This is a genomic window from Methanohalophilus sp. RSK (assembly GCF_003722075.1).
GTDB lineage: Archaea > Halobacteriota > Methanosarcinia > Methanosarcinales > Methanosarcinaceae > Methanohalophilus.
Genome location: NZ_RDSK01000001.1, coordinates 97,511 through 123,599, shown reverse-complemented (window position 1 = coordinate 123,599; position 26,089 = coordinate 97,511). Strand labels below are relative to the sequence as shown.

At 39.7% G+C, this 26,089-nt stretch carries 28 protein-coding genes; 13 read left to right on the top strand and 15 right to left on the bottom strand.

What is annotated here, in order from left to right:
• Positions 1-63: 63 nt before the first annotated feature.
• Positions 64-972, bottom strand: a complete 909-nt coding sequence (locus EFE42_RS00615; protein ID WP_123135605.1) for an NAD-dependent epimerase/dehydratase family protein — start codon at positions 970-972, stop codon at positions 64-66.
• Positions 973-1,223: 251 nt separating this feature from the next.
• On the opposite strand from EFE42_RS00615, the gene EFE42_RS00610 reads away from it, so the two are divergent.
• Positions 1,224-2,744, top strand: coding sequence for a glycosyltransferase (locus EFE42_RS00610; protein WP_123135411.1), 1,521 nt, complete (start codon positions 1,224-1,226; stop codon positions 2,742-2,744).
• Positions 2,745-2,748: 4 nt separating this feature from the next.
• Here the strand turns inward: EFE42_RS00610 and EFE42_RS00605 are convergent, their stop codons facing one another.
• Positions 2,749-3,033 carry a metal-dependent hydrolase gene (locus EFE42_RS00605; protein WP_123135410.1) on the bottom strand — a complete coding sequence of 95 codons (285 nt, stop codon included), beginning with the start codon at positions 3,031-3,033 and terminating at the stop codon, positions 2,749-2,751.
• A gap of 47 nt (positions 3,034-3,080) precedes the next feature.
• On the opposite strand from EFE42_RS00605, the gene EFE42_RS00600 reads away from it, so the two are divergent.
• The 12 genes from EFE42_RS00600 to EFE42_RS00545 all read left to right on the top strand — a co-directional run bounded on the left by EFE42_RS00600 (position 3,081) and on the right by EFE42_RS00545 (position 17,201).
• Complete coding sequence (locus tag EFE42_RS00600; protein ID WP_123135409.1) at positions 3,081-4,124, top strand: DUF354 domain-containing protein; 1,044 nt, start codon at positions 3,081-3,083, stop codon at positions 4,122-4,124.
• Between the two features lie 19 nt (positions 4,125-4,143).
• Positions 4,144-5,214, top strand: coding sequence for a non-hydrolyzing UDP-N-acetylglucosamine 2-epimerase (wecB, locus tag EFE42_RS00595; protein WP_123135408.1), 1,071 nt, complete (start codon positions 4,144-4,146; stop codon positions 5,212-5,214).
• Positions 5,214-6,557: a phenylacetate--CoA ligase family protein gene (locus EFE42_RS00590; protein ID WP_123135407.1), complete on the top strand. Its 1,344-nt coding sequence runs from the start codon at positions 5,214-5,216 to the stop codon at positions 6,555-6,557. Before wecB (EFE42_RS00595) ends, EFE42_RS00590 begins: the two co-directional genes overlap by 1 nt.
• A 14-nt stretch (positions 6,558-6,571) precedes the next feature.
• Positions 6,572-7,633 (top strand): CapA family protein, encoded by a 1,062-nt coding sequence (locus tag EFE42_RS00585; protein WP_158599149.1) that lies wholly within the window; start codon positions 6,572-6,574, stop codon positions 7,631-7,633.
• A 4-nt stretch (positions 7,634-7,637) separates the two neighbouring features.
• The gene (locus EFE42_RS00580) at positions 7,638-8,744 is read left to right on the top strand and encodes a glycosyltransferase (RefSeq protein ID WP_123135405.1); all 1,107 of its coding nucleotides are present in this window, start codon (positions 7,638-7,640) and stop codon (positions 8,742-8,744) included.
• 25 nt (positions 8,745-8,769) lie between these two features.
• Positions 8,770-9,078 carry a glycosyltransferase gene (locus EFE42_RS00575; protein WP_123135404.1) on the top strand — a complete coding sequence of 103 codons (309 nt, stop codon included), beginning with the start codon at positions 8,770-8,772 and terminating at the stop codon, positions 9,076-9,078.
• An 11-nt stretch (positions 9,079-9,089) separates the two neighbouring features.
• Entirely contained in the window at positions 9,090-10,043 is a 954-nt protein-coding gene (locus tag EFE42_RS00570) for an NAD-dependent epimerase/dehydratase family protein (RefSeq protein WP_123135403.1), read from the top strand.
• A 210-nt stretch (positions 10,044-10,253) separates the two neighbouring features.
• The gene (locus EFE42_RS00565) at positions 10,254-12,227 is read left to right on the top strand and encodes a hypothetical protein (protein WP_123135402.1); all 1,974 of its coding nucleotides are present in this window, start codon (positions 10,254-10,256) and stop codon (positions 12,225-12,227) included.
• Positions 12,228-12,250: 23 nt separating this feature from the next.
• Positions 12,251-13,246 (top strand): glycosyltransferase family 4 protein, encoded by a 996-nt coding sequence (locus tag EFE42_RS00560; RefSeq protein ID WP_123135401.1) that lies wholly within the window; start codon positions 12,251-12,253, stop codon positions 13,244-13,246.
• A gap of 180 nt (positions 13,247-13,426) precedes the next feature.
• The gene (locus EFE42_RS00555) at positions 13,427-14,569 is read left to right on the top strand and encodes a glycosyltransferase family 4 protein (protein WP_158599148.1); all 1,143 of its coding nucleotides are present in this window, start codon (positions 13,427-13,429) and stop codon (positions 14,567-14,569) included.
• A gap of 1 nt (position 14,570) precedes the next feature.
• On the top strand, positions 14,571-15,635 hold the full coding sequence (wecB, locus tag EFE42_RS00550; RefSeq protein WP_123135399.1) for a non-hydrolyzing UDP-N-acetylglucosamine 2-epimerase: 1,065 nt from the start codon (positions 14,571-14,573) through the stop codon (positions 15,633-15,635).
• Positions 15,636-15,716: 81 nt separating this feature from the next.
• Positions 15,717-17,201 (top strand): oligosaccharide flippase family protein, encoded by a 1,485-nt coding sequence (locus EFE42_RS00545; protein WP_123135398.1) that lies wholly within the window; start codon positions 15,717-15,719, stop codon positions 17,199-17,201.
• A gap of 64 nt (positions 17,202-17,265) precedes the next feature.
• Here EFE42_RS00545 and EFE42_RS00540 read toward each other — a convergent pair whose 3' ends face one another.
• From EFE42_RS00540 to EFE42_RS00480, 13 genes are all read right to left on the bottom strand, one after another.
• Positions 17,266-19,119, bottom strand: coding sequence for an ATP-dependent endonuclease (locus EFE42_RS00540; RefSeq protein ID WP_158599147.1), 1,854 nt, complete (start codon positions 19,117-19,119; stop codon positions 17,266-17,268).
• A 1-nt stretch (position 19,120) separates the two neighbouring features.
• Positions 19,121-19,303: a KTSC domain-containing protein gene (locus EFE42_RS00535; protein ID WP_199724059.1), complete on the bottom strand. Its 183-nt coding sequence runs from the start codon at positions 19,301-19,303 to the stop codon at positions 19,121-19,123.
• Positions 19,304-19,627: 324 nt separating this feature from the next.
• Complete coding sequence (locus tag EFE42_RS00530) at positions 19,628-21,055, bottom strand: nucleotide sugar dehydrogenase (protein ID WP_123135396.1); 1,428 nt, start codon at positions 21,053-21,055, stop codon at positions 19,628-19,630.
• A gap of 55 nt (positions 21,056-21,110) precedes the next feature.
• A complete protein-coding gene (locus EFE42_RS00525; RefSeq protein ID WP_123135395.1) occupies positions 21,111-21,365 on the bottom strand; it encodes a type II toxin-antitoxin system MqsA family antitoxin in 255 nt (84 codons plus the stop codon).
• Positions 21,362-21,676: a DUF4258 domain-containing protein gene (locus EFE42_RS00520; protein WP_123135394.1), complete on the bottom strand. Its 315-nt coding sequence runs from the start codon at positions 21,674-21,676 to the stop codon at positions 21,362-21,364. Before EFE42_RS00520 ends, EFE42_RS00525 begins: the two co-directional genes overlap by 4 nt.
• 27 nt (positions 21,677-21,703) lie before the next feature.
• The gene (locus EFE42_RS00515) at positions 21,704-22,642 is read right to left on the bottom strand and encodes a UDP-N-acetylglucosamine 3-dehydrogenase (protein ID WP_123135393.1); all 939 of its coding nucleotides are present in this window, start codon (positions 22,640-22,642) and stop codon (positions 21,704-21,706) included.
• 4 nt (positions 22,643-22,646) lie between these two features.
• Positions 22,647-23,720 carry a DegT/DnrJ/EryC1/StrS aminotransferase family protein gene (locus EFE42_RS00510; protein WP_123135392.1) on the bottom strand — a complete coding sequence of 358 codons (1,074 nt, stop codon included), beginning with the start codon at positions 23,718-23,720 and terminating at the stop codon, positions 22,647-22,649.
• A gap of 53 nt (positions 23,721-23,773) precedes the next feature.
• Positions 23,774-24,439, bottom strand: coding sequence for an acyltransferase (locus EFE42_RS00505; RefSeq protein ID WP_123135603.1), 666 nt, complete (start codon positions 24,437-24,439; stop codon positions 23,774-23,776).
• 119 nt (positions 24,440-24,558) lie between these two features.
• On the bottom strand, positions 24,559-24,705 hold the full coding sequence (locus tag EFE42_RS10590; RefSeq protein ID WP_199724058.1) for a hypothetical protein: 147 nt from the start codon (positions 24,703-24,705) through the stop codon (positions 24,559-24,561).
• A gap of 393 nt (positions 24,706-25,098) precedes the next feature.
• On the bottom strand, positions 25,099-25,329 hold the full coding sequence (locus EFE42_RS00495; protein ID WP_123135390.1) for a hypothetical protein: 231 nt from the start codon (positions 25,327-25,329) through the stop codon (positions 25,099-25,101).
• A complete protein-coding gene (locus EFE42_RS00490) occupies positions 25,307-25,591 on the bottom strand; it encodes a DUF3368 domain-containing protein (protein ID WP_123135389.1) in 285 nt (94 codons plus the stop codon). The genes EFE42_RS00495 and EFE42_RS00490 overlap by 23 nt, the downstream gene beginning before the upstream one ends.
• Complete coding sequence (locus EFE42_RS00485) at positions 25,592-25,813, bottom strand: hypothetical protein (RefSeq protein WP_123135388.1); 222 nt, start codon at positions 25,811-25,813, stop codon at positions 25,592-25,594.
• Entirely contained in the window at positions 25,794-26,054 is a 261-nt protein-coding gene (locus EFE42_RS00480; RefSeq protein WP_072561019.1) for a UPF0175 family protein, read from the bottom strand. The genes EFE42_RS00485 and EFE42_RS00480 overlap by 20 nt, the downstream gene beginning before the upstream one ends.
• Between the last annotated feature and the right edge of the window lie 35 nt (positions 26,055-26,089).

Sequence of the window (26,089 nt, the reverse complement as noted above, 5' to 3'; positions counted from 1 at the left end):
TTCATCTGATTACAAGTTTGGTTTTTCTTTATTTAAGCCTATCCGGTTTGGATATGACCCCTTTCACTCCCCCGCAAACTCCACCAACCCGTCCTCCAGAAAAACTTGCGGGACAAAGCCCAGCCCTTGCGCAGCGCTGATGTCGGCCACGCTGTGGCGGATGTCACCGGCCCGGGCCTCCCGGTATTCCAGGGCCCGGTCACTGCCAAAGACCTCCTGCACGATCCCGGCGAGCCGGTTGACGGTGGTCTGTGTGCCTGTGCCGGCATTGAAGACCCTGCCGATGGCTTCGTCCTTTTCGACCAGCAGTTCTACCAGATCCACGATGTCGTGCACGGAGATGAAGTCGCGGGTCTGCTGCCCGTCGCCGAAGATTACCGGGGATTGGCCGGCTTTGGCGCGTTCGATGAATTTGGTGATGACACCGGAGTAGGGATTGGAAGGGTCCTGGCGGGGGCTGTAGATGTTAAAGGGGCGCAGCACTGCCACGGGCAGGCCGAAGGCCCGGTGGTACATCAGGGCGTACTGTTCGCCGGTGAGTTTGCTGACGCCGTAGGGGGAGAGGGGTTGTGCGGGATGGTCCTCCTCGATGGGCGTGTGTAAGGTGTCGCCGTAGATGGCGGCGGAGCTGAAGTAGACGAAGCGTTCCAGGTTGGTCCGCCGGGCGGCCTCGAGGAGGTTGAGGGTACCGAGTATATTGTTTTCGCAGTCAAAGAGCGGCTGGTCCAGGGAGCGGTTGACATCGATCTGGGCGGCGGTGTGGATGACGACATCGGCCTGCTCCACCAGCCGCACCACTTCCGGGCCCTGAATGTCGCCGATGACCAGCTGGACGCCTGCGGGCACGTCGTGTCGGCAGGGAGAGGATGTGTTGTCCAGCACGATTACCCTGTTGTCGGTGCAGAAGCGGTCGGTCAGATACGAGCCGACCTGGCCGAGCCCGCCGGTGATGAGGATTGTTTGGGAGTGCATGGCATAAGGATGCGTAGACGTTGTAAATATATATTGTGTAACAATGTGCCGGATGCCAGAATTTTGTAGTTCTATATTACAAATGATTGCAAGCAATTTGCTTGCTGGTTTATAATAATTATTTTCTCCAGGCAATCTGTATATGCTAATCAAAATAACTAAATATTATTAGAAGAGTATTGCCTACAAATATATAAGCCAAGATATATTATTATATTCCAGTATATAATTGCGATAGAGGGAGTGGATGGTTGTCAACGATTGCAGTAATTCCGGCATATAACGCAGAGGTGCACTTGAGAGATATCCTGTCACGGGCCAGACTTTATGTCGATAAAGTTGTGGTGGTGGATGACGGGAGTGATGATGCTACTGCATTCATTGCCGAGTCGATGGAAGCTATTCTGGTACAACATGAGACCAACCGGGGTAAAGCCCTGGCTCTTAAAACGGGTTTTGAAGAAGCGAGCAAACATGACCCTGCCATTATTGTGACCCTGTATGCCAATGGCAGACATAATCCCGATGACATACCCAAAATCACCAGTCCTGTGATGCGAAATGAGGCTGACGCGGTTTGCGGCTGTTATTCCGGGGAAGAAGAGTGTCCTGCAGAAGTTTCCGGTTTCATACACAATACCTGCGGATTCTGTGCTTTTTCTCCTGCGGCCTATGAACAGTTGAAGTTCACCGAAACCGGTGACGGCGTGGAGACCGAAATGTTGCGGGAAGCCGAAGATGCAGGATGCCGGTTCAAGGGTGTCCAGTTATACAAAGCCTCCCCGGAAAAAGAACATCTCCTGCAGGAACATAAGATCGGTGTGGTCGTGCCGGCCTACAATGAGGAAAAACTGATAGTGCCGACCATTGAGGGAATTCCCGAGTATGTGGACCGCATCTATGTTATCAATGATTGCAGTACGGATAATACTGCAGAAGTGCTCAATTCCATTGAAGACCCACGGCTCTTTGTTATCAATCATGAGACTAATCAAGGAGTAGGTGCAGCCTTAATTAACGGTTACAAACGCGCATTAAAGGAGGACATGGACATCGTAGCCATTATGGCCGGGGACAACCAGATGAACCCGGACCAGCTGCCCAAACTCCTGTACCCGATTATCGAGGGCAAGGCGGATTACACCAAGGGTAACCGCCTGTTCAGTGCCGAGTTCAGAGGCGGGATGAGCAAGTGGCGTACCCTGGGCAACGGCCTGCTGACCATGATCACCAAGATAGGCAGCGGCTACTGGCACATTATGGATCCCCAGAACGGCTATACGGCCATCTCCCGGGAAGCCCTGGCCAATATCGGCCTGGATGAGATCTACACCTACTACGGCTACTGCAACCACATGCTGGTGCGGCTCAATGCCTTCGGATTCCGTACGCTGGACGTGGTGATGCCGGCCCGCTACGGCAATGAGAAATCCACCATCAAGTACGGCCCCTACATGATCAAGGTCTCCCTGATGCTGTTTCGCAGTTTCCTGTGGCGCCTGAAGATGAAGTACATGATCCTGAACTTCCATCCCCTGGTATTGTTCTACACCTTATCGATGATCATGCTACCTGCGGGTGCATTGTTCGGGCTGTACATTTTGATCCGCAAGATACTGTCTTTGTCGGTATCTACCAACTATCCCCTGCTGGATGCGGTGATTTTGATAGCGGGCCTGCAGTTCTTGCTATTTGCCATGCTGTTTGACATGCAGGAGTCGGAAAGGGATATGAGAAGCCATGAGATGAGGAGCAATCAACCCTATGAATAAGTTTTTAAGAGGTACGGAGGCGTTGTCTCAATTCTGTGGCAGTGAAGATCAGGATTATTATAAATCCTATAAATTCGACTGTCAGGCCCAGCACCACAACAAAGAGCAGGGAATGTGCAAAGATCCTGCCGCTGGCAAAGGTGTCGGCAAAGAGCACCCGTCCTATGACTTTGTCAATGATGTCGGGCAGCATGGAGCCTATGATCACGTACCAGTAGTTGATGTTTCTACCTCTTGTGACAATGTAGAAGAGTGCCAGGGTTATACCGATGTGTGCGAAGGGGAGCATTGTGCAGTACAATAAGGATTAAGTGTTTAAACATATAAGGTGAAATTATGAAAGTTTTAATTGATATCGGCCACCCTACACATGTTCATTTTTACAAAAACACAATTAAAGAGCTCGAAGAAAAGGGACATGAAGTTTTAGTAACTGCAAGGGATAAAGATGTATCAATCAAATTACTAAATGCATATGATATTGAATATATTCCAGTTGGTAAGATTGGGAATACCAAACTTGATTTAATATATGAATGGATAAAAAGAGATTATGAAATATTTAAAATTTCACGAAGATTCAAACCCGATATATTGATGGGAATGTTAAATCCGTGTGCAGGCCATTCTGCCAAAATTCTTAGAAAAAAATGTTTTTTGTTCAATGATTCGGAAGTCGTAAGATCAACTGCCCTAATTACATACCCTTTTGCAGATGTAATTTTCACTCCTTCAAATTTTGGAAAAGACCTTGGGGATAAGCAAGTTCGTATTAACGGATACAAAGAACTTGCATATTTACATCCAAACAATTTCATCCCCACTAAGGACGTTTTTGATAATTTGGATATAGATGACCAAGATAAGTATATTGTGATGAGATTTGTCGCATGGAATGCAGGCCACGATATCAAAAGAAAAGGTTTTGATATTAAGACAAAAATAAGGTTTGTTAAAGAACTTGAGAAATATGCGAAAGTATACATATCTTCTGAGACAAAACTTGAAGATGAGTTGGAGGCCAACAGAATAAACATACCTCCTGAAAAAATGCATGATTTCCTTTATTTTGCACAAATGCTGGTTGGAGATAGCCAAACAATGACTACAGAAGCAGCTGTATTAGGAACACCGGCAATCAGATGTAATTCTTTTGTAGGCAAAAATGACATGGCTAATTTCACTGAACTTGAAAATAAATATGGACTCATTTTTAATTTCAATGACCCTGAAAAAGCATTGCAAAAATCTATAGAAATTATCCAGAACCCTGAGATCAAAACTGAATGGAAAGAAAAACGTGAACGTTTATTAAAAGATAAAGTTGATGTTTCCTCTTTCATGGTTGATTTCATAGAAAGAGAATGTAGTAATCAATAACATTTGTGGGTATTTAGCAATGAAAATAGCAAGCATCATAGGTGTCCGACCACAGTTTGTAAAAGCATCGGTTGTCTCAAAGGAGTTGAGAAAACACCATGAAGAAATACTTATTCATACCGGACAGCACTATGATTATCAGATGAACAAGATATTCTTTGATCAACTGCAACTACCTGAACCTGAATATCATTTGAACATAGGCTCCGGCTCACACGGTAAGCAGACTGGAGAAATGCTTGATAAAATAGAAGAAGTTCTGCTAAAGGAAGAACCCGATCTTGTCCTCACATACGGTGATACCAATTCCACACTCGCAGGAGCACTTGCAGCTTCAAAACTGCACATAAAAACCGCCCACATCGAATCCGGACTCAGAAGCTTTGACCGTACAATGCCTGAAGAGATTAACCGAATCCTGACAGACCATTGTTCAGATATTTTGTTCTGTCCGACTCCAAACGCTGTGGAGAACCTGAAAAATGAAGGCATCACAGAAAATGTTCATCTTACAGGCGATGTTATGGTTGATTCTCTGCTATTCAACAAGGAGATAGCAGAAAAGAAGTCCCATGTTCTTGAAGATATGAACCTTGAATCCAGACAATATCTGGTTGCTACAATCCATCGTGCATCCAATACCGATGACAAAAATAATCTTACAAATATAGTGAATGCCTTATCTGAGCTCGATGATAAGATTGTATTTCCTCTTCATCCACGTACTGAGAAATTCCTGAAAAAATATGGATTATACGACAGATTAAAAGAATCGGTAATCCTCACCCAGCCTCTGGGTTTCTTTGATTTCATAAAACTGATGGACAATGCCCGGATGATTCTCACCGATTCCGGTGGAGTTCAGAAGGAAGCCTATGTGTTAAAAGTTCCATGTGTTACGTTAAGAGACAACACGGAATGGATGGAGACTATTGAGGATGGATGGAATGTTCTGGTTGGTGCAGATAAATTAAAAATTGTAGAAATGGTGAATGGATTCAAACCATCTTTAGAAATGCATGAAGATAGGTATGGATTGGGGGATGCGAGTGGACGGATTGTTGAAATAATCAATACAGGTGATCTCTAATGCTCCACAAACCCCTCTTCATCCTTGCACATCAGATTGGCGACCGCAATTTCTATCCCACCTACAAACGGCTGCTTGCAAACCAGTGGCAGAGTTATGCCCGGCAGAAAGAATCCCAGGAGATACAGTTGAGGAAAATGGTGGATTTTGTGTGGGAGAATGTGCCCTACTACCACAAATTGTTCCGGGAACTAGGGATTGTACCTGCAGATATCAGACAGGTGGAGGATCTGGAGAAACTTCCCATTCTTACAAAAGAGATAATCAAAAAAAACTGGGAAGATTTCAAACCAAAGAATCTGAGAAGTATGAAATATTATGAACGCTCCACAGGTGGTTCTACAGGAGTTCCTCTGAAATATCGTATCTCAAAGTATGATCGCTTTTTGTCGGGTGCCCTTCTCTACAGAGGGTGGGGGTATGGTGGCTATTCTTTAGGTGATAAAATAGTATTTTTGGCAGGATCCTCTCTGGACATCCATCCTAAATCAACATTATATGATCGTATTGTTCAAAAAACAAGAAATTCTATAAAATTGTCTGCTTTTGATATGGATGCAAATACTATGAACGAATTTGTAGATATATTAAATTCATTTGAACCTAAATTTATAAGAGGGTATGCATCATCAATTTACCTATTTGCAAACCATATAGAAAAAAATGGATTAAGAATTTGTTCTCCAAAAAGTGTGTTTACAACTGCTGAAAAGTTATATCCCCATATGAGAAAGAAAATATCAAGTGTCTTTAATTGTGATGTTTTTGATGGTTATGGTTTAAATGATGGGGGAGTAAGTGCTTATGAATGTAGGCAACATTCCGGATTACACATTGATACTGAAAGAAGTGTAATGGAAATTACTTCAGACGAAGGAAAGCAACTTGACTATGGAACTGGAAAAATCTTAGCTACTACATTACATAATTTTGCAATGCCCTTAATTCGTTATGATACAGGAGATTTGGGAGTATTAAAATCGGGTATATGTAGTTGTGGTAGAGGATCCAAATTACTGAGTGAAATTGTAGGCAGAGATAAAGAAATGCTGATGTCTCCAACCGGTAAATACATTCATGGTGCAGCACTTTATAATGATATTGTCAGTGAAATGAAAAACGCAAATAATCTCGTAGAGTGTCAAATTATTCAAACATGTAAAGAATTAATAATTTTCAATATGGTCTGTAAGAAACAATTTGAAGATGGTGAGTTGGAACATTTACGTCATCTGATTAAAAGAAAAAATGATGGTTTAGATGTCCAATTCAAATATGTAAATAAATTATCAAAAACAAATGCTGGGAAACATAAATTTATAATTTCAGAATTGGATACATGAAGGATTTGTTAGTTATGTCAGAAGATACTGTTTCTCTGGTAGCCGTGGGAGATATCATGCTTGGAGACCATCCTATCTGCGTTGGCCATGGAGTGGGAAGCAGTCTCAAAAATAATGAAGGGTATTTATTCAGTAATGTTTCAGAAATACTTAAGAAGAGAGATATTACTTGTGGAAACCTGGAATGTGTATTATCAGACATTGATATCGATCATAATTCTCTTGCATCAGTCAGTTTAAGAGGGAGAGAAAAATCCATACATGAACTCACATCCGCTGGCTTTAATGTTGTATTCATAGCAAACAATCATATTCTGGAACATGGAGAGCCTTCACTCAAAGAAACAAAAGAATTATTGCAGCAAAATGGAATTTTAGATGTCGGAGTTGCTGATACAAAAGAAGAATCCAGAACCGTTTCTGTTATGGAAGTACAGGGAGTAAAAGTTGGATTTTTGGCATATTGCTTGATTGGGGACAAAACCGCATATTGTTCTGTTGATAATCCCACTGAAATTATCGAAGATGTAAAAAAAGCCAGTTCAGAAGTAGATGTACTAATCGTTTCAATGCATTGGGGGAATGAGTTCATAAGAAAACCTTCTCCCAAACAGGTTGATTTGGGTCATGCAATAATAGATGCTGGTGCAAAGTTAATATTGGGACATCATCCTCATGTATTGCAGGGCGTGGAAGAATATAATGATGGAATTATTGCCTACAGTATGGGAAATTTTGTTTTCGACATGTGGCAGAGAAAAATGCGTGAATCTATGATTTTTTCCTGTAATATTTCAAAAGAAGGGATTGATGATTATGAGATATTACCTGCGATTATTGATAAAAAATTTCGACCCTTGTTATTAGATGGGACTGAAAAAGAGGAATTGAAATCAAAGATTACGGGTGAATTTTTGGATATAATGGAAGAAGCAACTTATATTATAGAAGTACAAAAACGCAGGCGAGAATATCGTATAGACCTTGTAAAACACTTAATTTTCCATTTTTATCAGTACAATCCACGATTTTTACATCAAATAATTAGCGGTTCAATAAAAAAAAGGACATGTTGATTTTATGAAATTATTAATTACAGGAAAATTAGCAGATCGAAGTTTATTGAATCATATATACCCCATCACTTTATTAGATGAAATTGACGAAATAATGGTTGTTAGAGATACAAAGGGAATAAAAACAAATAAAGTAAATTATTATTGTCCCCCCAGCTGGAGTTTGAAATTCATACCATTGGCTTTTGCATTTAAATTTATTATTATGATTTATCTTTCCATTTATAAAAAACCATCTTTAGTTCATGGATATTTACTATTTCCCCATGCTACAATAGCATTTATTGTAAGTAAATTAACAGGTAGAAAAGTTGGTACTTCGTTAATTGCAGGACCAGTTGAACTATATGCAGGCGGTAGTCCAATAGGGAATTACACTTATTGCACCCCTCTTCCTGAACTGAACCTTAGGGCCAAATTTTTTAAATGGATGCTTAACCATTCACATCTCATTACAGTAACTGGCAGTTATACCAGAAATATTTTGACTTCTATTGGAATTAGTGAAAATAAAATAGTAGTTCTACCCCATGTTATTGATGATAACTTTGAGATGAAAAAGGTAGATAAAGAATATGACCTCATTTTTGTTGGCAGATTAGCTAAAGTTAAGCATGTTGATGTATTGGTGAAAGCAGCTCAAATCATTACTGGCAATTATCCAAATTTAAAAGTAGCAATCGTAGGAGATGGGGAATGTAGGCCCAAATTAGAAAAAATATCGGAAAAACTTGGTTTAAATGGTAATGTATACTTTGCTGGTTACCAGAAAAATGTATGGGAATGGTATAATAAAGCTAAATTTTCGGTTTTAACATCTGAAAGAGAAGGATTCCCATATTCGGTAGTTGAATCACTAAAATGTGGAGTTCCAGTCATTACATCAAATTGTGGTGATGTGCAGGATTTGATAGAAGATGGTTACAATGGGATAATTATTAAAATATATGATGATTATAAATCATTTGCAGATAAAATAATTAATATGTTGGATGATGAAAAAAGAGTAGAAGAATATTCTTTTAATTCCGTAGAATCTATGAAGGATATCAATAATGAAAATATAGCTTCTATATGGAGGGAGATTATAAACTCATTCAAACGAGCATAAATATATTTATAGTACAATGTAATACTTGGTATATGAGTGTTTGAATGAAGGTAACCCTACTGTTCTATTTGAGTGTCTGGGATGCGGTAAACCCTTTGTTAGAACCAAAGTTGGTGGTGTTCCGGAAATAATAAATTCTGATGATTACGGGCTGCTGGTTGAACCAGGCGATTCACAGGATTTAACTGACAAAATCGAAATTGCCTTGAATAAAGAATGGGATGAAGAAAAAATCAAGCATTATGGAAACAATTTCACGTGGGAAAATATAGCTTCGCAGATAGTAAATGTGTATTATTCCGTTAGAAAAACATATAAAAATAAAAGAAATTGAAGAGGCTTGTTATGTCCATAGACGATGATATTATTCTGGTTACAGGAGGAGCAGGCTTTATAGGGAGCCATATTGTTGATAAATTGATAGATAGTGGAAAACAGGTCATTGTTTTTGACAATCTAAGTTCCGGCAATATCAAATTCATAGAGAATTATTTTGATGAACCTAATTTCACTTTTATCAATGGAGATCTACTTAATATCAATGAACTCAAAGAAGCGTGTAAAGATGTTAATTTCATATACCATGTTGCTGCTAATCCTGACGTAAAATTGGGTGCATCCGATACAAGAATACACTTTGATCAAAATATTGCAGCTACATATAACCTTCTTGAAGCCATGCGGATTAATAATGTGAAAAATATTGCTTTTACCTCTACTTCAACTGTATATGGAGAAGCAAAAGAAATCCCAACTCCAGAAAATTATGGGCCATTAATTCCCATTTCTCTATATGGAGCCTCAAAATTAGCCTGTGAAGCTTTAATCACTTCGTATTCCCATACGTTTGATATGAAATCATGGATATTTCGTTTTGCAAATATTATTGGAAAACGAAGCAACCATGGAATTATATTTGATTTTATCGAAAAGCTTAGAAACGATCCAAATCAACTTGAAATTCTAGGAGATGGACAACAAGCAAAATCATATTTACATGTAAAAGACTGTGTTGATGGAATATTCTTTGCAATTTCCAATAGCTCAGATAGTGTGAATATCTTTAATATTGGTTCTAAAGATACGATCAAAGCAACTCAAATCGGTGAAATTGTTGCTGAAGAAATGAAACTAAAAAATATTGAATTCAGCTACACTGGTGGAAAAAGAGGATGGAAAGGAGATGTTCCAAGAATGGCACTTTCGATAGAAAAATTAAGATCTCTTGGTTGGAACCCAACGTATTCATCTGAAGAGAGTGTAAAGGAAACGGTACGCTCCATTATGTCAGGATTATGAGCAAGTCACTGTCGACATAGTTAACATGAAAACAATATCAAAAATAATATATAAATACCGTATATGTGGGTTTTTTAATAATGCCATTCCTGTAACTGCAAATATACATAATTTTTCTTTAAGTGGTATTAATCAGATTGAATGTACATCAAAGGAAATACATAATATATTACTTATAAATATACTATTTTGGTGCGGAAAAGGGTGCATATGTCTAAATTAAAAAATGAAATAAATAGATTATACAAACAGTGTTCACAAAATAGTTTGTTGGAAAATATTGCATACATGATTCCTTTTCTTATAATAATAGCTATTTTGTTCACTTTCATATGGTTTTTTTCTCAGGGAAAAGGCATCACAGGTACCAAAGGTTTATTGATGTTAGGCGCTCCCGCTATACTGTCAGCTTTATTTCTAATAAATTCATATAAAAATACAAGAATCATTTCAAATTCATTTCATACAATAAATATTAGCCATAAACTCCCGACATTAATATTTATTTTTTTGTACTGTCTTTCCATTATAGCTCTACTAATAAATGATGGAAGATCGTTAAGTTACTTTATCTTGTTGACAACAATATATTCTATAATTTTCCTCCAGATAATATCAAAAAAAGATGCCAGCAGTTTGATACTAATAGAAATTAGTTTATGTATGCTCAATCTCATATATGGGGTTGTCTTTAAATACCCTCTTTATTTTGGATATACCGACATATTTTATCATTTGTTTATATCTAAAGTAACATATTTGACAGGTTTCGTAATACCAGCAGAACTATCCTTGTCCTATACAAATTTTCCATTATACCACATACTGGTGGCTGAGAGTTCTTATCTAACGGGTGTAGATATCCAAAATACATTATTTTTAATAACCGCTCCTGTTTTTTCAATATTAGTTGTCTTTGTTTATTATGTTTTTTATCGATCAACAGAAAATTCGAAGATTTCTCTTCTAACATCTATGTTGTTTTCCGTGAGCCCTGTAGTCGTAACCTATGGCGCGTATATTATAACACGAACAATAGCGTTTGTAGGCTTTATCATTATTTTATATTTAATTTATGCAAACCTTGATAAGATGATTACAAGAGCTTTGCTTCTGCTTTTGTCTTTTTTTTTACTTCTTGTTCACCAAGTCTCATTTCCACAAATACTATTTCTATTAATTATTTTAGGATTATGCCAACACATTACACAAAAAAGAACATATATACGGTATGAATATATACAATACTTAAGTTTGATATTAATTTTTTATTGGATTTATATTTCAGTTGGTTTCACCGAGAATCTAATCGATATATATGCCCATTCTGAACTATACGAGACAGTTATTGTACTAGAAGGCTCAATTATAAGAGGCGATACATCTCAGGCAATTTGGCGCAATTTAATCGATTATTTAGACATGTCCATTTTTATATTTTTTTCATTTATAGGAATTGGATATTCATTTTGGAACGACAAAAAGAAGATATATACTCCAGTATTCACTTTATTTTCTTTAATTGTACTGCCGTTGTTTGTACCTAACCCACTTCAAGAATTATGGCAAACCATGGACCTGTTTAGGTTTGATCGATTTATGTTATTAATAAGTCCATTTATGGCTTTTGCAATGAGTTATGGCGTTTTTACATTTTACAAACATTATTCCAAAGCATATTTCAAAAAAAAGTCTGTAATGATAATATTACTCATTGTCTCTTTATCCATTTTTACTTTCATATCGATCACAACAAATATTCAGGATGAAAATATGTTGTCATCCCAAGCTCCACGTGAATATTTTACAGAAGAAGAGTTGGCAGGCTTTAGTCATGTATCAAATTTTGTTCCATTTCAATCTCAGTTATATTCAGATTATTTTACTAAAAGATATTTCGGCCCATATAAATTCTTTAATGGCTCTAATATGTACAACTTACCATATTATGATAGTAATGAAATAGACAAACCCTCTGAAATTTCAAAATATAGTGGATATTGGATAATGCGGGACAAAGCATTTAGCCAAGGTGGCCTTTATATTGGACCTGGTCACAATGAATTGTACATTAAATCAAAAGAGACGAACCGGATATTTACGAATAATTTTAAACAGATGAATCAAATATATTCAAATCCACATATATCCATATATTCAAACACACATATAAGTAGCAATTAAGATATAAGAAGAGTGATATAATTATGAAAATATGTATGATTGGTTTATTCCCATTGCCAGGGCGGTCTCCTTCAGTGGGTCCAGATAATGTAGTATATAATTTGATGAAATATCTTCCAAAGGAAAAAGAAGATATTGCTATAGATGTTGTATCAATAAGAGATGACATAGATGATTATTTTATTAATGCAATATCTTCAAATGTACGAATACATTATTTTCCACGTATCAAGTATATAATTCGATCTATTGGCGATGCTATAATTGTTAGAAATTTTTTAAAAACCCACAAATTTGATATAATACATTCCCATTCTCCTATTGCTTTATCTTTTGTGATGGGGACAAAAACACCGAAAGTTGTGACACTCCATGGGATGTATCACTTAGAAAGAAAACATGTAAATTTGCTATCTAAACAAATATTGAACTACAATTTGTTTGTATTAAAACGTAGAATTATTCCTAAATTAGATGGTTTTGTTGCAATTAGTCCATACGTTATAGATGAACTTAAACATATAGGAGTATATGAAAAAGTAAAAAATATATTTCAGATAAACAATCCTATGGATGAATCCTTCTTTAACGTCCCACAAAATTATAGGGACAATATTATATTTTATCCCGCAACAATCACAAAAAGAAAAAATCAACTAGCTGCAATAAATGCTATTGAATTAATAAAGGATGATATAAATGATGTAAAAATCATTTTTACTGGTGGTTTCGAAAATACATATTTAAAAGAAGTAAAGAATACAATTAATGAAAAAAAATTAACTAGTGTAGTGGAATATCGTGGGAGAGTCACAAGGGATGAAATTCTTGAATTGTATCGTAAAGCATCAATTGTTTACCTTCTTTCAAATCAAGAAACACAACCAATGGCTGTAATTGAAGCAATGGCAACAGGGACACCTGTAATAGCATCAAATATAAAAAGCAATGAGTTTTTAATTGAAGATGGTGTAACTGGTTATATTATAAATCCAAATGATTCGGAGAAAATCGCTTAGTGCACAGTTGAGTTGCTATATAATGAACAAAAAAGGAGAGAATTTGGACAACATGCAAAAAAGAATGCAGAAGAAAAATTTCATTCACCTACAATTGCCAAAAAAACACTGGAAATGTATACAACATTAATAAAAAATTCCTAAACATGTCTATGTAGGTTTCATAATATGAAATGCTTTATGGTATATAATGGCTTCCTCAATTCTGGGAATGGTTCTAATACTCATATAATTGAGCTTGCAGAAAATTTGTCAAAAACAATTGACTTGACTTTATTTATTAGAAAAAGTACTCCATCCACACATTCAAATTTAAATATAGTCAATGTTCCTGTCGCAAACATATTTCCTTTTACAGCAATATCTCATCAGTTTATGTTATTGTTTTACTTATTATACTATTCAATAATTAAAAAACCAGATATCATTTATTGCAGGCAGGATGGATTTTCCTTTTCTCCATCGATAGTAAAAATAATTTTAAGAAAACCTTACATAATTGAAATTAATGGCATATTAAGTGATGAAGGAAAACTACTAAAATCATCTCTATTAGGCAGTAAATTGAAATCTTTTAGTGAAAAGATAAATTATCAATTGGCAGATAGAATAATTGCAGTCACAAATGGGGTGAAAGAAGGGATAATAGAACAATATAACATAAATCCCATGAAAATTGATGTGATCAGTAATGGAGCAAATATAAATTTATTTAAACCCCACAATAGAGAAAAATGTAAGTTGGATTTGGACCTAGCCTTAAATAGAAGTTACATTTGTTTTGTAGGAAATTTAGCTCCATGGCAGGGAGTTGAATATTTGATAAAAGCCGCCCCCATGATTATAGAAAAAAAAACTGATACTATGTTTTTAATAGTAGGTGATGGCATCATGAAAAATGATTGGATGAGACTTGCGGAAAAATTGAATATTTCAGATCATTTCCTTTTTACAGGCAGCGTTCCTTATGAAAAAGTTCCTATTTATATTAATGCGAGTGATGTTTGTGTAGTTCCAAAAAAACCTCTCAATTCGGGATATTCTCCGTTGAAACTTTATGAATATATGGCATGCGGGAAACCAATTATAGCTAGTAATATAAATGGCTTTGGTATATTAAAACAAATTAATGGAGGGCTACTAATAAACTCTGAGGACCCTCAAAAATTTAGTCAATCTACTCTCAAATTATTATATGACATTCCTTTGAGGGACGAAATGGGTATTAATGGGCGCGAATATGTGGAAAAACATCAGAGTTGGGAAGTAGTATCAAAAAAAGTGCTTACTGTTTGCAAAGATATAATTGAAGAGAAATACTAATATGACCATCCTCTCCATCATCGGCGCCCGCCCGCAGTTCATTAAATGTGCACCCCTCTCCCGCACCCTGAGGAAAGACCACCAGGAAATCCTGGTGCACACCGGCCAGCACTACGATCAGAACATGTCCGACGTCTTCTTCAGTGATTTAAATATCCCGAAACCCGACTACAATCTGGCAATTGGATCTGCCTCACATGGGGAACAGACAGGCCAGATGCTGATTGAAATCGAGAAAGTGATCCTGAAGGAAGAGCCGGATATGGTACTGGTCTACGGTGATACAAACTCCACAATTGCAGGTGCTCTTACCGCTTCCAAACTCCATATACCGGTGGCTCATGTGGAAGCAGGCCTGCGTTCCTTTGACAGAACCATGCCTGAGGAAATCAACAGAGTGCTCACGGACCATGTTTCCAATCTACTCTTCTGTCCCACAGAAACCGCAGTGAAAAATCTAAAAGCCGAAGGCATCACCACCGGTGTCCACAATGTGGGAGATGTGATGATGGATGCTGTACTCTACAACAGCAAAATAGCAGAGGAAAAATCCACAATCCTTGGAGACCTGAACCTCAATGCAGGCCAGTACCTGCTTGCTACCGTGCACAGGCCTTCAAACACCGATTCCAGGCAAAACCTGACCTCCATTATCAATGCCTTTGTGGAATGTGGAGAAACAATCGTGTTTCCGGTTCATCCCAGGACTGCCAAATACATGAAGCAGTACGGTCTGTGGGAAAAAGCCAGTGCAAATCTTGTGCTTACAGAACCCGTGGGCTATCTGGACATGCTGAAACTCACAGGTAGTGCAAAGAAGGTGCTGACCGACTCCGGAGGGTTGCAGAAGGAGGCCTACATGCTTGGTGTGCCCTGCATTACCCTGCGGGAGAATACCGAGTGGGTGGAGACCGTGGAGGCGGGCTGGAATGTGCTGGTGGGAGCGGAGTATGGGGAGATTTTGGAGAGTATTGGGGGTTTCAAAGGCAACTCCACACAGGCAGATATTTTCGGAGATGGTAATGCCAGTGGGAGGATCTGTGAGATATTGGATCCCAGGTCCTAATCCATCGGCATCAATATCTTTATTAAGACTCTCTTCTTTTAAAGGACAATCTGAAGATTGTTTGCGGTAATTGGGGATATAATGCCTTCAAAAAGTACCAGTGAAAAAAGATTTGCATCAGATGTCCTGACCCTTGTGGGTGGCACGGGTATTGCCCAGATAGTGGCTATTGCAGTTGCACCTATATTGAGTCGTATATATTCCCCTTCTGATTTCGGGATTCTTGCACTTTTTATGTCTTTGAGCGGGATACTGGGAACAATTGCATGTTTCAGATATGAGATGAGTATAATGCTGCCTGATTCAAAGGAAGAGGCAGATACACAGTTGATATTGAGTATTGTGGTGGCATTTCTTTTTTCGGCCATAACGGCAGTTCTGTTCCTTCTATTCAAAAATCCCATTCTGCAACTATTCAATGCACAGGAACTGGGAAACTATGTATATCTCATCCCACTGTTCATTTTTCTGCAGGGCATGTTTCTGTCTTTGAATTTCTGGAATTCCCGCAATAAGAAATTTAAGAATATGTCCCATGCAAGGATATCTGCGTCCCTTTCACAGGCAGGCACACAGGTGGGGGCAGGAGGGCTCGGATATGTAAGTGGTATATCCCTGATTCTCGGGTCCCTGGTAGGCAAAGTTTTTTCCGTTATAACCCTTGTCCATTCGGCTTTCAAAAAAGGAGTATATGTCAGGCAGGTGAATTTTAAAAGTCTTGGTGCCGGAATCAGGCGATATAAAAAATTCCCACTCATAGATACGTGGTCAACCCTGCTTAACTCTCTGTCCTGGCAACTACCTGTTCTGTTGCTTTCAACCTTTTTCAATTCTGCTATTGTAGGTTTTTATTCACTTGGATTTCGCCTGTTGCAGATGCCCATGAGTTTCATTGGCCGTTCGATCTCGCAGGTATTTTACCAGAGAGCCACTGAATCCAAAAAGGAAGGTACTCTGAATGTACTTGTGGAAAATGTATTCAGAATATTGGTACTGATCGGACTGTTTCCAATTCTCATTCTTACTCTGTCAGGAGATGCAATATTCGGTGTAATTCTGGGGATGGAATGGGTGGAAGCAGGAATCTATGTTCAGATTCTGAGTATCTGGGGCTTCATATGGTTTATCTCATCTCCTTTAAGCACCCTTTATGTGGTTTTTGAAAAACAGGAATTCGGATTAAAGTACAATACATTCAACCTGATCACAAGAGCACTCTCCCTTCTCATAGGTGGATATTTAGGGGATGTATATGTGGCTTTAGGATTATTTGCAATATCCGGGATTTTTGTTTACGGCTACCTTTGTCTTAAGATGCTGCACTATGCAGGTGTCAAAAACTCCACTGCCGGCAAAATAGTATTTTCCAATTTTAAGTTGTTCATCCCGGCTGCACTTTTACTTGTTACGCTAAGGTTATTTAGTGACAATCTCTATTTGATTACAGGAGTGGCTGTTTCTCTCTGTATTACCTATTACCTGTACATTTTGAAAACAGATTCACAACTGCAATCCTTACTGGAAATATTGCCAATGGTGCCGGATTCAATGAAAAAGAGAAAGTGAATCGTCGTAGTATTGTTTATATCAAAATATGATGATAAAGTTTAATGATAATATTCCTATCACTTCAATTTACAATTTCATTTATTTTATTGAACAATTTTTTTAAATCATCTATTTCGGATATTTCATCTTTGCTAACAGTATCTGCAATATATTTACCAAATTCGGGTTTTTTGAGATAATCAATGGCCGCACCACTTTCAGTCTTGTACCTCCCAATCATATCTTTCAAAGATTCTGAAAATTTATCATCGTCTCTTAACCTTTCAATTTGTTCTTCTGTCCATTTTTCATTGTCGATTTTAGGCCAATATTCATTGAGACACCTACATATTATTTCATTAGAGAAAACATCCTCAAATTCCTTTTCACCGACATAAACAATATTGTTTAAAAATTCTTCTCCAATGCCTATTTGTTTTAAACTTTGTTTAGTGATATTTTTTACAGAGGAATCGGTATTAGTATCATTATCTAAAAACATAATTGTAGCTTTACTTTTATTTTGGTTGAACAATTTCAAGGTTTTATCCCATGAGCTGTTCCCTTCAAGATTTATTAAAACCACACCGTCTTCTGGCATGCTTCTCTCGTAGTATTTTCTATAAAGCAATGGTAGGGCATTGTACTCCGTCATACCCTCAATAATCAAAAAACAACGTTCAAAAAAAATACTGCTGTTAGTTATACCTGAAATCTCGGAGATACCATCTAAAAAATCTTTTACAATTGAGTCTTCATCTTCTTCTAGATGCTCTACTCTAGAAACCCCATTTTCATTGATAATATGACCAATTATATTTGCAGGTGCACGATCAATCATTGATATTGAATGAGTACAAATAATTGGTTGAACTGCATTACTTGCATCTTCAGACATATTTTTTAAGACATAGAACATCTCTTTTTGTGCCCTATAATCCAAACTTGAATCAGGTTCATCATAACCCCTAATGACTCTTCTATATGATTTCTGAGATCTAATTTCTCGGTCCCACTCCATTATAGCTAAGCACAGTCTTTTTCTTGAACCTTCTCCTATATTATCTATAGGGTGAAATCCGTTTCCGTAATCCACATTTATGTTTGAAAGGTTGAAGCCCGCTGCAAAATCAATTGTATAATCTCCTCCAATATTTTCAACTTTTCCAATAACACTATTTATTTTGTCCTTTAACTCATCCTCTATTTTTTGATCCAATTCTTTTTCGATTTCATCTTTTTTCAGAGCAAGCTCTTCTTTAAGGACTAAATTACCTACTTCATCACTATCATAGAAAAAAGTCCTGTATACTGAATTCAACGTATTTTTGATTATATTTTGTGGATTGCTATAATCAGAACTGCCATAATATTCAAACAAAGGTAAAAATTCAGCAATGTCTTTCCATTTTACCTCTGCCCAGTCTGACCGTATTTCAAAATTGTCAATGTTTTCATTTGTATAGTTACGAATTACTTCTTGAGCATCAGGAACTTTTGTGTAACCGCTAAGATTGAATTCTTCATAAAGATCTTTAAGTGCAGGTGCTTTTAAAGATTCAATTTGATTTAATTCATCTCTTTCAAAAAGAATTTTTTTAACATAAATTCGAGATTCAACGTTATCTGTATCATTTAAAACAAATTCTTTCTTTAAAACTACTTCATTGTTCACAATATATTCTTCGGGAATATCAGTTTCATTAAGTGGAATAAAGGTAAGCTGTATTTCACATATTTTGTGGATATCATCCCCGATAACATGAAAAAAAGTTGATGGGATAGTGTTATTATTTAAAAAATAATCAAGAGCTTGTAAAATAGATGTTTTGCCACTATCGTTTTCTCCCACAAAAATAGACATATTATAAATAGGAATCTGACCACTATCTTTAAAACATTGAAAGTTTTTTAAGCAAATCGAAGTTAATTGCAACTTAACAAACCTTCTTTGTAGAGTATTTATCTCTTATGTTCTTATGGAAATATTTGCCATGTGAAGAGCTACTCATCAATTCATCATAAGCTCTGGCAGGAACCCCTGAATAACGATATATTCCACCATTATTAAATTCTATTTCAAGAATATTAGTTGCTGAATCGTATCCCACTGATTTCAAATTACTTGATGTTACATGTTTGCGTTGCAATTTTTCACCCAATATAAGAAATATATTAATAGTTAAATATGTTTTCATATTTTTATATACAGTAATTTTAAAATCTATGTCTATTCAACCAGAAAATTTCTTGATAAAAGAGCTTTCTCAATATCCCGGTTTTACTAGCATTCAGCTGAAACGCCATCAACCATAGCATCAGCTACAAGGTCAAAAAGACTCCCTTTGATCTGATTCACCTTTGTCTTAAGATTGCCATCTGACCCTTTGAATATACCATACACATAATAAAAAATACAGAACGGAGGATACTAACCAATATCCTCATTTCACCTCATGCCCATTCTTATCCCCTCTACCAATCCCCTTATACACAAACCCTGCATCAATAAAAGCATCCGGCTCCACCACATTCCGGCCATCCACGATCACAGGATGTGTCTGTCCGGACAATTTCTGCAACTGCTGGGGCTTCAGGGAATAATACTGCCTGTGGCCTGCAAAGACCACCACTGCATCCACACCGTCCAGCACTGCATCCAGGTCCTGAGATATCTCCACATCCGGATACTGCAGGACATGCGGATCGTGTACTTTGACCTCTGCGCCTGCATCGATCAATAGATCACGATAGGGTTCGGCCGGGGTATTCCTGGCGTCATCCGAATTATTGAGGAACGCCCAGCCCAGGATTGCCACTTTGGCATCTGCGATATTCTTATCAATACGCTCCAGGGCCTCCACTGTCAGATTGTACATGTGCTCTGGCATGAAATCATTGATATGGCGGGCTGTGACGTAGAGGGACGGTTCCTGCGGGAAATCCAGGTCTGCCTGTTTGGCGATCTGCAGGCCGCGTTCCAGGTGATAGGTATCCTTGGTCAGGCAGTGTCCGCCCACACCGGCTCCCGGGTACAGGATGGCCCGGGTGATGCCTTCGCCTTTGAGACTGGCCACACCTTCCCGCACGTCATAGACATTGATACCCATGGCTTCACAGTACAGGGCCAATTGGTTGATAGCGGCAATCTGCAGGTCTCTGAACGTATTCTCGGAGGTCTTGGTGACCTCGGCTGCAGTGGCGGACATCGGAATTACACGACCCTTTGTGAGCACCGGCTCGTACAGGTCCACAGCCCGCCGGGTACTGACATCATCGATGCCGCCCACGATACGGTCATGCTCCTGGATATTCTGCAACAGACGACCCACCATGACACGCTCCGGTGCATGAGCCAGGGCGAAATCTTCGCCCGCTTTCAAACCGGATTCCTCTTCCAGGATCTCTCTGGCCATGCCTGTAGTGGTTCCGGGAGTGATGGTGGATTCCAGCACCACCAGCATACCGGGCTGCAGATACTGGCCGACATGGCGAATCCCGGCCTCCAGGGCCGAGAAATCAGGCAGCAGATCCTTCGGGTCCTTGAATGGGGTCTGTATGGCCAGGGTAACCGCATCCATCTCGCCGATACGGGAAAAATCGGGAGTGCACTCGAATTTATCTGCTTCAACTACCGTCTGCAATAAATCCTCCAGGCCGGGCTCCTCGCCTTTCAGCGGGCTGTCCCCGCGGTTGAGCAAATCGATCTTGTAGCCGGAGGTGGCAGAATTGCGCTGGAAACCCAGCACCTTGTCGAACTTCGGGGAATCGGCAAACAGGGCTGCTGCGGGAATGCCCACATAGCCCATACCGATAACTCCTATCTTTTTGATCGGCCCACGTTCTTCAAGTAATGATTGTAATTTATCCATGCTATAACCTGTTTTTAATCAGTAAGTATATTTAGTAAAACGAGACCCTGACATCTCAGGCGCAGACCTCATTCAGGCTGACCTCTCCGGCTGCCACGGGATGCATTAATAATTTGGATTCATGGAATTTTTTCATGACTTCATCTATCTTCCTGGAAACCTCAGGAGTATAATAGGCCTCTCCACACTCTTCACATACATAGGCAGAAACGTCTTTGATGGTAAGCACCGTATCTCCCACTTTCACCACAAACTCGGTCTTCCCTTTAACAAGTCTGCCATGGCAGAAACTGCATTTATCAGGTATCATTGGTTCTCCTTCCTTACTTTGTAGTCTATCCATTTATCCTTTGCCGGCGGGTAAACAGTAATAATTCTGATATGGTCCTTACACTGTCCTGCAACCACATGAAGCGCCTTTTTTGCCACAAACCCCAGTAAAAGGGCTGATGGACAGGGTTCATCATCACTATAATCTTCAATAATCTCACCATTAGATATTGCCTGGATTATATCATCAGTTGAAATATTCCTCTGGAACATTCTTATACGTGCATGATCTGAAATTATGAAATCGCCATTCATCAAATATTCTTCAAGGAACTTTTTGTCAACCGCCATATATTCCACCGGTAATCCAACCTCATTTCAGTATTCGATCTGCACCAGTTTTTCCTCAGTATAGGAACGTATGGCACCCAGACACACTTCCAGGGCATGCCTGCCCTCCTCTCCGCAGGGATGGGCAGATTGTCCATTTGCCACACAATGAATGAAATGACTCAATTCGTTTTTCAGGGGTTCGGCCTTTTCCACCTTGGCATTGCGAACCCAGCCTTCGTCATGGATCTCCACGGTCTGGTCGATATAATCCAGATAGGCCACACCTTCCAGCCCTACCACGGTCAATTTACGTACCTTGTGAGGGGTCAGCCAGTTGACCTCCACCAGCCCTGTCAGATCATGATCCAGGCGCAAATGTACACTGGCATGATCCTCGAAGGGATGGATATCCGCCCCTGCTACCGCATGTACCTGATTGACATTCTTATCATAAAGGTGGGAAATAATATCGATATCATGTACTCCTATATCCAGGATCACACCCACATCCCTGATACGCGGATTATAGGGACCCACTCTGCGTGTGGATATGGATACGATCTTGCCCAGGATACCCGAATCAATAATTTCCTTCAGCCGCAGCACTGCCGGATTGAACCGCTCGATATGGCCCACCATGAGATTCCTGTTAACTCCCTTTGCCTTTGCGATCATGGCATTGGCGTTCTCGATGGTATCCGCGATGGGTTTTTCCACAAGCACATCCAGCCCCGCCTCCAGTGCCTCGAACACCACCTGACGATGTAACTTGGTGGGCACCACAATGCTTACGGCATCCAGATCCTGAGCAAATAATTCCTTATAATCGGTAAAACCTGCAGTATTATACTGTTTGGCAAGGGAATTCACTCGTTGCTCATCCACATCCGCAATCCCGGCAAGTTCCACACCCTCCATCTCATGATAGATACGCACATGGTTCTGCCCCATGGCACCTGTACCCACAACACCTACTCGTAACATCGAATCATTCCCAGTTTTTAATAGTTGTAATTATGTGTTCAATATCTTTCTCATCCACTGCCGGATGTACCGGCAGGGACAGTACCTCTTCAGCAGCCTTTTCAGTTTTCGGCAGATTATCCGTATAACCCAGTTCCCTGTACAGGGGCTGCTGATGGATGGGAATCGGGTAATAAATACCGCAACCTACGCCATTATCCTTCAGATAGTCTGCCAGTTTATCCCGATTCTCCGTCCTGACAGTATACTGGTGATAGACATGTTCACATCCCTCCCTTACAACAGGGGTAGTGATATAGTCAAGGTCTTTCAAACCATCTGTCAAATTTTGAGCATTTTTTTGCCGGGCGGAATTGAATTCATCAATTCTATCAAGTTGAACCAGACCGATGGCTGCTGCGATATCCGTCATCCGGTAATTATACCCCATAAGTTCATGCATATAACGCTGTTTTGAGCCATGCGCCCGGATCATTCGTGCCTTCTCTGCCACCTGCGCATCATCAGTGGTGATCATACCACCTTCACTGGTGGTCATGTTCTTGGTGGGATAGAAACTGAAAGAACCTGTGCCAAAGGAACCCACCCTTTTCCCATTAAAGCCAGCCCCATGCGCCTGGCATGCGTCCTCGATCACTGCAAGATTATGATCCTCTGCAATGTCCCCGATTGCCTGCATGTCAGCAGGCTGGCCATACAGATGAACCGGCATGATGGCTTTGGTTTTAGGAGTGATTTTATCCAGGATAGCCTCGGGGTCTATATTGAATGTATCGGGCCGGATATCGGCAAATACGGGAGTTGCACTTGTGGCAAGGATGGAGTTGCCGGTTGCAATGAAAGAAAAAGAAGACGTTATCACCTCATCCCCCTGACCAATACCATTAGCCAGTAAGGATACATGCAGAGCAGCAGTCCCGGAATTCACAGCAATCGCATGCTCCACCCCGGTATATTTAGCAAAAGCCTCTTCAAATTCCACAACTTTGGGGCCTTGCGCGATCATTCCGGACCGTAACACAGAGGAGACGGCTTCAACTTCCGCTTCTCCAATCAGGGGTTTTGCTATGGGGATCATTAGAATATCATGCCTTCATGAGTAATTTTATAAGTATCGTTGTATTAGACAATTCAAATATTATTTAAAGTTTTCAAATCTGCTGCCAGATCTGTAATTGTAGCCGGCGCGCCTATGGCAAGTTTCCAGGGGGGAACGTCCTTTGTGACAAGCGCACCGCCTGCGACCATTGCCCCTTCTCCAACTTCCACTGCCGGCATCAGGGTGGCATTGGCACCAATGGATGAACCTTTGCGCAGCACAGGTCCCTTATTCTCAAATTGTTTGCGTATGGGATACTTATCATTGGCAAGCACTGCGCAGGGACCAATAAAGACATTATCCTCGATGATGACATCCGTAGGAATGTAAACATTACCCTGGATGCTTACATTATTACCTATCGTTACATTGCCATCGATAATGACATTGGTACCTATGAGCACATTATCCCCGATAGTGGTATTCTCCCGGATTATCACATTGTGCCCGGTCTTGAATTTACTACCCGTGCTCACATTGCTGAAAATAGTACAACCCGGCCTGACAATTGATTCAGGACCAATACTGCAGCCGGGAAAATCAGCATCCTCTATTCGGCGGTCATTGTCCAGGACTTCCATCAGGATGCTGTGTTCGGGATAACCCAATATCGTATTCTCCATGACCTTTGAATCTCTGCCCACTGTGGAGGAGCCGTATATTCTGGAAGATGGATGAATTATTGTGTTTATATTCATGATTTGATCAGGCCCGATTGGACTAAACCTATATGTGATATAATTATTTGGATTCAAAATTTCAGAAAAAGTATCAGACAAGCCCTACCACAATAATACTACAACTCCCAAAAATTAAATTAAGCCTGCACACCAACCTTCTCCGGCCGGTCCCCACCCGCCTGCAAACAACATTTCAGAGTACAGTACAATTTCCTGTCAGCCAGTTTTTCGTCCACTTCAAATGTATTCCCGCATACCGGGCAGATTTTCTCGATCAAACGCATTTTAAACCCTCTCCACCAATCAATTGATACGGATAGATCCGACAATCAAATAATAAAGAAGGGATTAAATTACTTAAATCTAGCCGTATATTATAATATTTTGTGTATATACAGAATAGAACTCTTGTTTGAGGAATAATCCTGAGCCAGAAGTACCGGAAAAATTGATGCAGCCCGGTTAACAAAGCCGCCTCCCGATATGAGATGTGCGACATTGCAGGGTTTGCAGAGATCCATCATATCGGCCAGAATACAGAAAACAGTACCTGTATGCAGACGTGAAAATGTCACGATTTTACCCAAAGAATGACAGCAAAAAAAGAAAAAGATGAGGGGTATATGCACCCCGACCCTACCCGAATAGGACCGGGCAAACATTGCTACCTCACTGATTCATAGCCTCAAGAAGCAGCTACATCCACACCCTCCAGCACTGCAATCCAGATCCCGGGAGACCTCCACATCCGGATACTGCAGGACATGCGGATCGTGTACTTTGGCTTTTGCACCTGCATCGATCAATAGATCATGATCGGGTTCAGCCGGTGTATTCCAGGCGCCATCGGAATCATTGAAGAAAGGCCGATCCGGTATGGTTGCATTAATAATGTGATTCCTCTGCATATTGTAAAACCCGATTATACAATTTATCGTCAATACAGAATCCTGTCTCGTTACGAAGTTTATCTAATTCATCCTGAAGAGACCTAATTCTGCCTTCAGACTTCGCACGCATCAAAATACCAATAATTCCGGTTATCCGCAATCCATACAGGTTCGCTACTCTTCTTGCCTCGGACTCATCCAGAAAAACTACATCAGGTTGCTGCTCAATAGCCAGTGCAATAGTTTCAGCCTCTCCGGCATGCAATTCCCGCTTAAGCAATCAAACCACAGACTCGTTTGCAGGTGCCATAATCTTCACCCAACCCAAATTATAGGCTTTCCTCACCTCAAGAGCACCGGATCTGCCATGGCCTTCCTCAACAACCTCCTTCCACACACCAGGCGCAATGAGAATCCTAGCATAAAATTCTTTTAATAACTCCAGGCGACCAATCCCTGCAGAATGGATCAAAGTGGAGGAATCACTGATGGCTTCGGACATAATCAAGATCTTCATCCAAATTTTGTTCAGTATAGTGACGGGAAATTCCATGTCGCCCCAAAAGTTCCTCGAACTCCCATCGGGTCATCCCGGCAAGAGCACAGGCTTTACCGGATGAAAGTATACCACGTTGATACAATGCCAAAGAAAGTTCTTTGTGCAGTTCCCGATCCAAATCCCCGGGGGGCAAATGAATCGCATCTACAACATCATCAGGTATTTTCAATGCAAATGCACTCATTTTTCTTCCTCTGTTCTTTTATCATGGATTATTCT